This window comes from Thalassotalea fonticola, from assembly GCF_032911225.1.
In the GTDB taxonomy this organism is placed as follows: Bacteria; Pseudomonadota; Gammaproteobacteria; order Enterobacterales; family Alteromonadaceae; genus Thalassotalea_A; species Thalassotalea_A fonticola.
The window spans coordinates 3366690-3378951 of sequence record NZ_CP136600.1 but is presented as its reverse complement, the minus strand read 5'-3'; the positions used below and the strand labels follow the sequence as shown (position 1 = coordinate 3378951).

The window sequence follows — 12262 nt, the reverse complement described above, 5'->3', positions numbered from 1 at the left end:
GTCGAGCTGTCAATTAATGCTTAGGCCTAGAAGAGCTTTTACGAGATGACTTAGGACTCGAATTTCTGCTTGGTGCTGTCCTTTGCTTTGGCGCTGAACGTTGTTTTGACGATTTGTAACTTGGCTTGCTGTAACTCGGTTTATTAGCTTTTTGTTTATAATTTGAACTAGGCGCTTTATAGGTGTTTTTGTTAGATAGCTGCTTATGTTGTTTTGCGCTAGCATTTAAAGACGGTTTTCTACTTTGCTCTTTATAAACCTTGTTCGTATTTGCTTTAACCGTACTTGATTTACTTGGTTTGGATCTCTTTATACCTAGGTTGTTAGCACTGCTTTTGCGATTGTTGCTGTTAGTTGCCGCGACAGTATTGTTACTTTTATAGGTTTTACTGCGCACACTGGTTTTACCCAACTGCTGTTTAACTTTTTGATGTTGGCTACTGGTTATATTATTGCCTTTTTTCACCTTATAATTCTTATTGCTACTGGTGTTTTGTGAGCCATTATATTTATTTAATGCCAGTAACTTTCTATCTTGCTTTCTAGATTTACTGGCTTGGCTAACACTGGGTTTACTACTTTTATAATGTTTTGCTACCCGCTCATTTTTATAAGCAATACTCTTTCTATGGCTGGGTTGATGTTGCCAGCGTTGATAACCCTTAGAGCTTTGCTTGGCTGTATGCGGTTTACCCGAACTGTAATGTTTTTTACCTGAACTATAGTGTTTTTTACCACCACTGTAATGGCTGACATGACCATGATGATGGTTGTTATGGTGGCGATAGTAATAAGAGTGCGGATGATGATTAACCACTACATGATGGTTACCCCAATGAAATCCGCCGAAAAACCAACCTACTGAAATATGCACCGCGCTATGCCAATAAAATGGCGCAGGATACGCAGCATAATAATGAGGTGAGTAATATGACGGGTAATGCGCCCAATAAACCGGCGGATAACTATGCCAATACCAAGGTCCGTAAACTACTCGGGCATCATAATAGGGTACATAAACAATTTGCGGATCAGCGGGAGTGATGGCAATATTATTATCTTCTCGGGCAACGTCAACATTTTCCATTTGCGCTAACGTACCGGCACTGTCGGCTTTTTGTCTTAGTGATTGAATGCTTGCAAGAACTTGCTCTTCGTTAGATAAAAAAGCATCACCTAACTGGCGTGTCCAAGTCAGTTCATCGCTCATTTTGGTTAGTATGTTGGCAAATGGGAGTAACGCAACCACACTTGGATCCCACTCCATTTGTTCACCTTTATCCATAAGTTTATTGTTTGATAAATCGGGATTTTTAGTAACCCAACGTTCCGCCTCAATAACCTCTAATGGGTAAGTTGCCGCAATTAATATATGTGTTAGGACACTGTCTGGATAAAGCGCTATTGGGGCTAACATTTGCTCAAGTTCGGCTTGGCTATATTCGATCGGTTCAGGGGGGCTTTCAGGTGCCGATTCAGCATAGCCAACCGGCAAGTTAAGCAAACAGGCTAATGCAAAAATTAACGTTAAACTTTTCATTTTTCCATCCTAAGCCACGTTTAAAGGTGACAAATATAGTTATTGTGTGACCACTTTAACTGAATGAAACTGAACATAAGCTGAATGGTAACTTAGAAACGAGGTAGATAGATCCTGAAATAAATTCAGGAAGGAAATGGTTGATGAATTGGTAGCTGATTATTGATAACGCAGGTTAGCGTTTAAAGGCGATAGTAAACAAAGCGCCGCCTAGGTCAGGGCTTTTGCCAATAGATAATTCGCCATGATAGCTGTCGACTAGGTCACGCACAATTGCCAGGCCAATACCATGGCCTTGTTGATAAGTATCGGCGCGGATCCCACGCTGCAAAATATTTTCTCTAAGCGCTTCACTTACCCCTTTACCGTCATCACTAATGGTGAACGTGAGTTGTGATTCACTTTGCGTGACATTTAAATTTATTATTTTTTGGGCGGCCTTGCTGGCGTTGTCGAGTAAATTGCCTAAAATTTCATACAAGTCACTTTCTTCACCATTAAATGTCGCCCGTTCATCAATATTGACGTTAATGACTAGTTGCTTTTGTCGGTAAATTTTATGCAGGCTGCTTACCAGCTTTTCTGCTATGGGTGCTATTTTTATACCTACATGCCAAGCAGTTTCCCCGCCACTTTGCGCTCGCTTTAATTGATGTTCAATGGTTTTATTCATTAATGACAGTTGTTGCAAAGAACTGGTGGTTAAATTCCCTTGGCTTTGCATTACAGCTAGTGGGTTTTTTAGGCTGTGAGCAAGGTCAGACAGCGCATTACGATAGCGTTTACGTTGATTCTTTTGTGCAGTTAGCAAGGTATTGAGTTGCTTGGAAACTCGGGCAAGCTCTAACGGATAATGTTGTTCAATCTGCTGTTTATTTCCTTGTTCTATCTGTTTAAGCTCTTTTTGTAATTTAGCTAACGGCTTTAAGGTGAATTTTAACCACACAAATTGCAATATAACTAACACAGCCATGATAAACCCTAGCCAGGACCACAATGTTTGCTGGAACTTAGCAACCATCTGAATAAAGTCAGACTGGTCTTTCATTATGTGCAAAGTTACGGTAAAGGTTTGTTGCTGCTGTATAAAGCTGACGGTGAAGCTGTACACTAAGTGTTTTTTAGCATCGATAGTTTGCGTACTAAAACGGCTGTCGCCGATGGCAGGTATTGGGAAATTTTCAGGGGCAGTTAAGCCTAAGAACGAAGACGACGACCAAAGAGTGTGCTGGTTATTGTCTACTTGTTGGGTAATTAATGCGTATAAACCAGAGCCAATGGCATTAAATTGATTATTTAATAATTGTTCTGGCATTTGCAATTGTTGCTTATCAACTTCTGCGAGTGCCAAAATTGCATAGCTGCTGGCATTTAATTCATTTTCAATTGAGCTTTGCACTTGTTCGCTAAAGGCATTATTTAAAATAATAGCCAGGCTGGGCACTATGATTAAAATCATTAACAGTGCCGATACCATTACCCGCGCCTGTAATGAATTAAACCACGCTTTTAGGTGAGAAATTAAAGCCACAGGTTAGGCCTTGTTTTGCCAAGGTTTAAGCTTATAACCCTGGCCACGCAGTGTTTCAATAAAGTCGTATTCACTGTTAGGATCGAGCTTTTTGCGCAAGCGGCGCACAAACACCTCAATAACATTCGAATCAAGATCAAAGTCTTCGTTATAAATGTGCTCGGTAAGCTCTGCTTTTGACTTTACTTCGCCCGAGTGCAGCATTAAGTATTCGAGTAAACGGTATTCTGAGCTGCTTAAACTAATGACTTGTTGGTTTACTTCAACCTGCATACTTTTGGTGTTAATGGTGAGCGGACCATTACTAATAACAGGACTTGCCTGCCCTGCACTACGCCTTATTAAGGCATTTAATCTTGCTTGTAATTCTTCTAATTGAAACGGTTTTGCTAAGTAGTCATCAGCACCTGCATCAAGGCCGGTAACTTTATCTTGCCAATGATCGCGGGCGGTTAATATTAATATAGGGAACTTAATATCTTGCTCACGCAGTGATTTTATTAAACTAATGCCATCAATTTTTGGTAAACCGACATCAATTATTGCCGCGTCGTACGGATACTCGGTGCCTTGAAATAAACCTATTTCACCATCTGATGCCACATCAACTGAAAAGTTGGCGAGTTGTAAATGGTTCTGTAGTTGGCTTTGCAGTTGTAAGTCGTCTTCAACTAAAAGTAAGCGCATTGATCATCCCTTTATTTTTCCAGTTTTTGCATTAACAAATACCGAAACTATACGGCCATCATCTTTAAGTAATTTAACTTTATAGGCCTGTTGGCCCTTCACCGCTTTTACACTAAGCACTTTACCGCCCATACGGGATTTTACTAACTTTGCCGCTTGTTGTTTATTCGCAACTTTTAGGGCCGCACTTTTGTAAGGTATGTGTTGAACGTATTGTGCTTTAGGCAAAGGGTTGTTTAACTTGGCCTTAGTGAGCGGCGAAGCTAATACCCCAATACACAAAATGCAAAATACAATAATTTTCATTCGCTAACCTTAAACAATAATCGCAATTTAGAAAGTAATACCAGTGTAAAAGAATGAATCAATTAAATAAACCAAGATTTAAAACAACCAAAATGTTAATTCGATTTTGTCTTTTTAACGCCATAAGGATAATTTGAGTTAGCTGAATATAGGCTGAACAAAAAAATAAAAACCTTGTTCAGCTAATGTTCAGTTAATGTGCGCTTTAATAAGCCAACAAAGTGAAAAACAAGTTGGTGACTATTATGGCGAAATTTAACATTCCTGAAAAATTTAACTTTGTAGATAAATTTCTATTATCTACCTTAGCGGTCTTACTTTTTTTATTAGCAATTCAAATATTAATGGTGTTGTTTGGCATCAACAAAGTTCATGCGCAAGAACAAACCACCCCAGTCTTGAAAACTGTTTCGTATGGTCAAAAGCAACAAGCCTTTAATGAACAAGATAAATTGAATTTTATTGAACAAAGCCGCGAGCAAATATTTAGTGACCAGGACATTGGTAAGGCAAGCAGCATGACTCGTACGCAAAGGCTCAATTCAACGAACGTAGATGAAAACAAGCTTGCCAGTAAATCAACAACTATGGCAACGGTAAGCAGCTACTATAGTCATGAATTCCTTATTTATGACGCACAAAGTTATTTATACGATGACTTTGATGAAGATGGTTATTACCAAACGTTTGGTATTGTGTTTGATGCCGATGTGATCAGCAGCATTGCTAATGAACGAGCCGATGTATATGCCGAATTATATTTAAGTATAGATGGCGGCCCTTGGACTCATTACTACAGCACCGATGTGTTTACTATAGAGGGAGAAAATATTAATGATGAATATGAGGTAATCACCACCCTTTATGAAGGTTATTACAGCGATAATTATGATGTGTTAATAGATTTATACGAAGTGGGATATTCTGGTTTAGTGGCCACTTTTAGTTCTGACGATAGTGATGCTTTGTATGCGCTGCCACTTGAGAGTGATGAATACGATATTTATTATGATGAATACTATTACGATGACCATCACCATCATCACAGTGGCAGTACAGGTTTTATTAGTTTAATAGTAATGCTGATGATAACAATACTACGCTGCACTTTTATCGGTAAATTAGTTAGAAATAAAGCGTAATTAACGCTAAAATAGGCGCAATTATCAACATCTTTACAATAAAAATGGATCTTCTATGTCACTTTCAGTGGTTATTTTAGCCGCGGGTAAAGGCACCCGCATGCGCTCTAACTTGCCAAAAGTTTTACACCCAGTTGCTCATCAATCTATGGTTGAGCACGTTATCGATTCGGCTCGTGCCGTAGATGCAGATAATATTTATTTAGTTTATGGTTTCGGTGGTGATGTTCTCAAAGCACGTATTCAAGGCGATGACTTAACATTTGTTGAGCAAGCCGAACAACTCGGTACTGGCCATGCAGTAGATATGGCAAGTCCATTTTTAACAGATGATGAAGATGTGTTAGTGCTTTATGGTGATGTGCCACTGACCAAAGTTTCAACTATTGAAAAACTCATTCAAGCCAAGCAAGAAAACAGTATGGCGTTATTAACGGTGCATTTAGCCAATCCTACAGGTTATGGCCGAATTGTTCGCTTAGGCGATGATGTTGTTGGTATTGTTGAGCAAAAAGATGCAACAGCTGAGCAATTGGCAATTACTGAGTGTAATACCGGCATATTATTAGCCAATGGTGGCGACTTAAAACGTTGGTTGTCTAACCTTTCAAGTGATAATGCCCAAGGTGAATACTACCTTACCGATATAATTGCTATGGCCCATAGCGATGGCCAAACCATTCATACCGCACACCCAGACACTGAGGTTGAAGTTGAAGGCGCTAATAATAGAGTGCAGCTAGCTAACCTTGAACGAGCGTATCAGTTACGCAAAGCCGAAGAACTAATGATTGCTGGCGCGAGCTTACGCGATCCATCGCGCATAGATATTCGTGGCAACTTAACGGTTGGCAATGAAGTACAAATTGACGTGAACTGTATTTTTGAAGGCAATGTGAGTTTAGCTGACAATGTTAAAGTTGGTGCAAACTGCATCATCATTAATAGCCAAATTGGCGAAGGTGCTGAAATTAAACCAAACAGCATTATTGAAAACGCCACAATTGGAGAGCTGTGCTCTGCCGGACCATTTGCCAGAATACGCCCAGGCACAGTAATGAAAACCAATTCACATGTTGGTAACTTTGTTGAAATGAAAAACACCATAATGGATGAGGGTGCCAAAGCCGGCCATTTAACCTATTTAGGCGATGCTGAAATTGGTAAAAAAGTGAACATTGGCGCCGGTACAATCACCTGTAACTACGATGGCGTAAATAAATCAAAAACCATCATTGGTGATGGTGCATTCATTGGCTCTAATGCCTCATTGGTTGCACCAGTTACCATTGGAAAAATGGCAACAACCGGCGCTGGCTCTACTATTGCAAAAGATGTTGAAGATGAAACCTTAGCAGTTTCAAGAGCGAAACAGCGCAACATTAACGGTTGGGCAAGACCAACTAAAAAGTAATGTAAGAGCAAGTCCGATAATCTATTGCTCAATAAATTCTCTCAATTTGTATAATAACGCCGGCAAATGCCGGCGATTTCATCTCTGTCGTAGAGAAAGTTTAGAATGAATAAGTTAAATTAAAGTAATGCCCTGCACCACTGGTATCTACCTCCTTACCGCCTAAAATAGTGCCATCTTTCCACTGAGTCATATCATCATAGAGTTTCAAGCCATAGCCCATTTTAAAATGGGAGCTAGGCAAGTGATACCAAACACCCAAATAGGTTTGTAAAGAGGTGTCGGTACGATATTCTTGCTCAAAACTGTTGCCTTCATCTAAGTCACTGCCAAATTCATAATCAAAATAGCCCTGAAAGGCGAGAAAACCATCATTACTAAAACTGTAAAATGCTTTAAACCAGTTCATATGAAAGGCATAACCATCCCACTCATCTTCATTACTGGCACCATAATTTTCTCTAATTAACCGGGCATACAAATTAACCCCAGTTTTACCCAGCCAAGGCAGATCCATGTCGGTACCTACACCAAGCCAAACAATTTTCAAACCACTACTTGCGGTGGTTACTGGCACTTCATCGACTACATCTACCACACAGGTTTGTGCACATTCATTATCGCCATAATAAATATCCATAGCGATGTACCATTCTTTAATAATGCCAACCGACAGATCTTTATCAAATAAATAATCGAGCGACATTCTCGGCTCTATATCGGCAAACATATTTGAACCATCGTGTGCATCACTGTCGGAATTATTAAATGCATCTTTAAAGTCAACATAGCCATATAAATCAAATAAACCGGAGCGTCCGCCAAATTCAATTTCCATATATTGGTCGTTAAACTTAAACGGACCACCACGTTGATCTTGACCGTGATAGAGATGCAGATTTAACCATAAAAAATCATTGTCATGGATATCTTCAGGAACGTCAGCGGCTAACAGCGCACTTGGATATAACAAACTTAATAACAATATAAAGCGAGTTAACACACTCATGAAATGTCTCCAAGTAATAAAGTTAAGACGTTTTTAACGTTGATAAAAAATTATAGTTCAAATATTTCATTATGAAGCCGGCTTTGGTTGCAGCTACTCAAAGAAGATCTGACAACGGGCTGAGAACGCCACTTGCTCCTCTTTCAATTACATGAGTATATATTTGTGTTGTTCTAACATCACTATGGCCAAGCTGCTCTTGCACCGTTCTGATATCGGCGCCACGTTGCAATAAGTGGGTAGCAAAAGAATGACGTAATGTATGACATGTTACCCGTTTTTTAATTTAGCTTTTATTGCTGTATTTTTAACGGCTTTTTGTAAGCCGGTATGATCTATATGATGTCTTCTTAATAACCCATTTTCAGGATCATGGCTTAACCGAGTTGACGGAAATAGAAAGTGCCAACCCAGCTGCTTAGGCGCCTTTGGATACTTTTTAGCTAACGCATAAGGCAACCAAACCCCGGCATAGTCATTATTCTTTAAATCTTGGGTTACGAACTGTTTAGCGAATGATACTTGTTCTTCTAGTGGTTCAAGCAGCTCTTTAGCCAATGTTACTCGACGATTCTTGCCGCCCTTTCCTTGCCATACTTGCAAGGATACATAGTCAAAATCAATATCTTGTATACGTAACCTAATAACTTCCATTAACCGTAAACCACTCCCATACAAAAGCTGGCATGGTAAAACCCACTTAGCGGGTAAATGAGCAAAAAATATTTTAACCTCTTCTTTGGTAAGCACAACTGGCAACTTAGTGGGCGCGCTGCTTTTATTAAATCGTAATTGTAAAGTTAAAGGCTTTAACAGCACATCTCGATATAAAAAGACTAAAGAATTTAATGCTAGGGCCTGCGTACGAGGGGCTACATACATTTCATTTGCTAAAAATGAAAGGAATAATTCAACATCGTTATTATGTAGAAACTTGGGATGTTTTTTGTTGTTATAATTTATAAATGCTTTTATCCAATATAGATAAGATTCTATAGTGCGCTTTGCATATCTGCGGGTCCACATGTATTGTTTGATATGCAATAAAAACTCTGATTTCATAATTTGAATTCCTTTTCAATTAATCACTATCAGTATAGTCGATAAATTTAATTTGTAGATAACTAGACATGACCTTCAAATCTGAAAAACAAAAAATGCTCGCCGGCGAACAATACAACCCACTTGATCGACAATTAAGCGCAGAACGAGAAGAATGCAAAACTACTCTAAAACAGTTTAATGACTCTGCTCCGCAAGATACAAAGCAGCGCCGAGAATTACTAAAAGCACTCTTTAAGAAAAAAGTACAAGTGTGGATAGAGCCGCCTTTTTATTGTGACTACGGCAGCAACATAGAACTTGGCAAACAAGTATTTTTTAATTTTAATTGCGTAGTACTAGACGCTGCCAAAGTAACCATAGGCAACAATGTATTTATTGGCCCTGCGGTACAAATTTATACTTCTATACACCCCAAAGATGCGAATGAACGTCGCAAATTTTTTGAATCAGCAAAACAGATAAATATAGGTGACGATGTGTGGATTGGCGGTGGCGCCATAATTTTACCAGGAGTAACAATTGGCGCGCGAAGTATTATTGGCGCTGGTAGTGTTGTAACCAAAGACATACCAGAAGATGTATCTGTTGTTGGAAACCCGGCAAAAATAATTAATTAAAATTTATTTAATGTGACAAAAAGCACAACACCTCCATTTCAACATAGAAACGTAGGTATAAAAATGTAATTAATGAACATGTAAAATTAACTGTTTGATAAATATTGAAATAACGATAAAGTAAAATATATTTTTAAAATTTAGAATGGGTTAACTGCACTGGTAAATGTAGGTAATATCCTTCTATTAAGCTGTTAACTTGCCAGGGAAGCTATGAGTATTAATTCCGTTTTTAGATTGTTTATTGCTGTTTTTACAGCTTATTTAATATCAGTTTGGTATTTCAATAATGATGAATCAATAATACCTTACCAAGTAGTAAACTACTGGATGATGCAACCTATGCCTCATTGGTTACTATCTGACGATATATTATTGTATGTATATGATATTCGTAAAGCATTGGCTTTTATATCTTTAGCTTTATTGGCAATTCACAATAATATCGGAAAATGGGGCTTTCTTATCTTTAGTATTTCGGGCCCCTTATTGCATACTAAGGGTTGGGGCTATGAACTTAATTGGGTAACCGATTTAGAGTGGTCTGTCCAGATGATGCAGGGTGCGTTAATAGCTATGTGCTTTATTGGACCAGTATCAGAAAAGTTTAAATGGCAAGTTAACAAGCCAATCAAGAAGGACTAAAAACAGTTTGCTGTTTTCGTTCCTCAACATTTTAGCAAACAATTTTTAGCCTCTTATTGGGGCGTTAGGCATACATGGAGAATTATGAGTCCACTTAATCATTTTAATTCTTGGTTTTCTTCACTAATTCCAGCACATAAAAGTGATATTGCTTTTATGTTGGTCGTAAATTTACCTGGGTTTGATTCAAATGATGTTTTTGATCTAGATAACCTTGTTGATTTGTTCGAAAAAACGATTAACGAACTTTTCGAAGATGGGAAGTCGATTGGAGTTTTAATTTCAATTAGAGGAGCTATCGACTTTTACTTTTCAAACCGCAGAGATAGAAAAGAGTTTTGGGACTCATATCGGTTAGATGCTCTATATGAAGCTGAAAAAACAGGTGATAATGAGTTAAAGATTGAAGCTAATTCAGCTTCAATTAGACATAAACAATGGATTTTAACACTTTCGAAATGGTACGAACTTAAAGGTAAGTATCTCAATGATGAAGCACTGTATAATTGGAAAGAAAGTGAAAAGTATGCCTAACAAGTTACTCAAAAGGACAAATAACATCGTCATGGTTTTTGCAAAAAGCGCAAAAGCAATGCCAATATTATTTGCCTCTTAGTAAGGCGTTATATTTCACAGAGAGTACGGAGGCTCACTTGGACTATCTAGTATACGGAGACGAAAGTGGAACGACAGGAAGTGACCGCTGTTACTCTATTGGTTTGCTCTGTGTCCCAAAATCTAAGGTTGACGAGTTCAATAAATACGTTCTTGATTTAAAGAAAAAACATGGGATTGTTGGCGAACTAAAGTGGTCAAAAATTAAGAATAGTGCTGGGCAAGCAAATATCTGTGTAGATCTCCTCTCAATGGTTCTGAGAAGTTCGTGTTGTTTTCACTCTATCGTTGTTGAAAAATCTATTTACAACAACTGGAAATCAGATAGAGAAAAAGCATTTTATCAAACTTACACCTACTTATTAAAAAACACTGCAAAACAAGTAAAATCAAAACTTATCGTTTTGATAGATCAAAAGTGTGACAAGTATAAAAAGAACGATGAAGTTATTGGTATAGTTGCTAACAATATGTTGGCAAAACTTGGCTCAGATAGAACCATTCAAGAAGTAACAATGAATGATTCAAAAGAGCACCTTGGTTTACAAGTCGTAGATATCTTAACTGGTGCAGTAAACTCAGGTTACATGAAATTCCTAAACCCTAAGTTAAGTTTATCTGTAGCAAAAGAAGCCACATTCATTAAAATGGCAAATATGCTTAGTTGGGATCAACTGGTTTATGATACATATCCCAATAAAGACTTTAACATTTGGCGCTTTCCGTCTGAAAATAGGTCAAGACCTGCTACAAAAGCGATTACCCCTAATTTTAGTATCAAGGCAGTAGAGCCAAGTGAAATATAACAAGCTAATTAATAAGGACAAAAAACAGTTTGCTGTTTTCGTTCCTCAACATTTTAGCAAACTATTTTTTGCCCATTATTAGGGCGTTATACGTATCAAGGATAATGTGCATTGCTCGAAGGATTGTTTTCAATAGTTACTGCAATAGCAGAAGCAGTATTCGCTTTAATATCTGCCTTTGTTGAATTTATTGCAGGATTTTTTGTCGCTGCAGGTGAAACACTTTCCTTGATTGATTTGGGTGCTTTACTAGTCGTTTTATTCTTAGAAGTCATACTTTGGTTTATTTTGTGGCTTGTTGAATTAGCCATTTCACTGATTAAATGGCGTAAGCCTCAATTTATTAAAAAACCCGTATTGTGGCGACCGAAGCCTAAATTGAAAAATAATAAAAACAGCGAGTAGCGTAAATACGTATAACAAGCTGTTCAAGAGGGACAAAACATAGTTGGCTGTTTTCGTTCCTCAACATTTTAGCCAACTAAATTTTGCCCATTAACAGGGCGTTATGTGTATCTAAGGTTATGACTAAAACTCAACGTATAGTTTTTATATTAATATCAGTTTGTTCAGCCTTAGCCTTAGCTAATGGAATTAAGCTTGCAGCGATCTATTACCACTTGGCAGCAATTGGGAATATTGAAAATCATCACTTTATAGAGTTGAGTCAAGCCGAATTAATGACTTTACCTAAAGAAAAACTAGCTGAATCATTATCTTCCTATATGGAACTATCCCAGGATAAAGATGCAACAGTTTCAAAAATTTATGGTATTGTTTTTTATACAATTTTGGCTCTAGTAGTACCTTTAAAAATATCTGTTATATATAACTGGTGGTTAGTTAAAAACACACATAACAAGGCACTCAAGCAGGACAAATAAA

The 12262-nt window shown here is 37.8% G+C and carries 13 protein-coding genes and 1 pseudogene; 8 read left to right on the top strand and 6 right to left on the bottom strand.

Annotated elements, in window-relative coordinates; all coding sequences use genetic code 11:
* Positions 1-13 precede the first annotated feature (13 nt).
* The 4 genes from RI844_RS13785 to RI844_RS13770 form a co-directional block, all read right to left on the bottom strand.
* Positions 14-1540 (bottom strand): DUF3300 domain-containing protein, encoded by a 1527-nt coding sequence (locus RI844_RS13785; RefSeq protein WP_348395251.1) that lies wholly within the window; start codon positions 1538-1540, stop codon positions 14-16.
* A gap of 175 nt (positions 1541-1715) precedes the next feature.
* Entirely contained in the window at positions 1716-3071 is a 1356-nt protein-coding gene (locus RI844_RS13780; protein WP_348395250.1) for an ATP-binding protein, read from the bottom strand.
* A 3-nt stretch (positions 3072-3074) separates the two neighbouring features.
* The gene (locus RI844_RS13775; RefSeq protein ID WP_348395249.1) at positions 3075-3758 is read right to left on the bottom strand and encodes a response regulator transcription factor; all 684 of its coding nucleotides are present in this window, start codon (positions 3756-3758) and stop codon (positions 3075-3077) included.
* 3 nt (positions 3759-3761) lie between these two features.
* The gene (locus tag RI844_RS13770; RefSeq protein ID WP_348395248.1) at positions 3762-4064 is read right to left on the bottom strand and encodes a PepSY domain-containing protein; all 303 of its coding nucleotides are present in this window, start codon (positions 4062-4064) and stop codon (positions 3762-3764) included.
* Between the two features lie 245 nt (positions 4065-4309).
* On the opposite strand from RI844_RS13770, the gene RI844_RS13765 reads away from it, so the two are divergent.
* Complete coding sequence (locus RI844_RS13765) at positions 4310-5206, top strand: choice-of-anchor H family protein (RefSeq protein ID WP_348395247.1); 897 nt, start codon at positions 4310-4312, stop codon at positions 5204-5206.
* 55 nt (positions 5207-5261) lie between these two features.
* Positions 5262-6620 carry a bifunctional UDP-N-acetylglucosamine diphosphorylase/glucosamine-1-phosphate N-acetyltransferase GlmU gene (gene glmU / locus RI844_RS13760; protein WP_348395246.1) on the top strand — a complete coding sequence of 453 codons (1359 nt, stop codon included), beginning with the start codon at positions 5262-5264 and terminating at the stop codon, positions 6618-6620.
* 100 nt (positions 6621-6720) lie between these two features.
* Here glmU and RI844_RS13755 read toward each other — a convergent pair whose 3' ends face one another.
* Both RI844_RS13755 and RI844_RS13750 read right to left on the bottom strand, forming a co-directional pair.
* Complete coding sequence (locus RI844_RS13755; protein WP_348395245.1) at positions 6721-7629, bottom strand: nucleoside-specific channel-forming Tsx family protein; 909 nt, start codon at positions 7627-7629, stop codon at positions 6721-6723.
* 97 nt (positions 7630-7726) lie between these two features.
* A pseudogene (locus RI844_RS13750) lies at positions 7727-8691 on the bottom strand (integron integrase).
* Between the two features lie 68 nt (positions 8692-8759).
* Between RI844_RS13750 and RI844_RS13745 the strand changes: the two are divergent.
* From RI844_RS13745 to RI844_RS13720, 6 genes are all read left to right on the top strand, one after another.
* Positions 8760-9311, top strand: coding sequence for a sugar O-acetyltransferase (locus tag RI844_RS13745; protein ID WP_348395244.1), 552 nt, complete (start codon positions 8760-8762; stop codon positions 9309-9311).
* Between the two features lie 213 nt (positions 9312-9524).
* Positions 9525-9956, top strand: a complete 432-nt coding sequence (locus tag RI844_RS13740) for a hypothetical protein (RefSeq protein WP_348395243.1) — start codon at positions 9525-9527, stop codon at positions 9954-9956.
* An 84-nt stretch (positions 9957-10040) separates the two neighbouring features.
* Complete coding sequence (locus RI844_RS13735) at positions 10041-10490, top strand: hypothetical protein (protein ID WP_348395242.1); 450 nt, start codon at positions 10041-10043, stop codon at positions 10488-10490.
* A gap of 119 nt (positions 10491-10609) precedes the next feature.
* Positions 10610-11377, top strand: coding sequence for a DUF3800 domain-containing protein (locus RI844_RS13730; RefSeq protein ID WP_348395241.1), 768 nt, complete (start codon positions 10610-10612; stop codon positions 11375-11377).
* A gap of 123 nt (positions 11378-11500) precedes the next feature.
* Complete coding sequence (locus RI844_RS13725) at positions 11501-11782, top strand: hypothetical protein (RefSeq protein WP_348395240.1); 282 nt, start codon at positions 11501-11503, stop codon at positions 11780-11782.
* A 119-nt stretch (positions 11783-11901) separates the two neighbouring features.
* Positions 11902-12261 (top strand): hypothetical protein, encoded by a 360-nt coding sequence (locus RI844_RS13720; protein WP_348395239.1) that lies wholly within the window; start codon positions 11902-11904, stop codon positions 12259-12261.
* Position 12262: the final 1 nt, after the last annotated feature.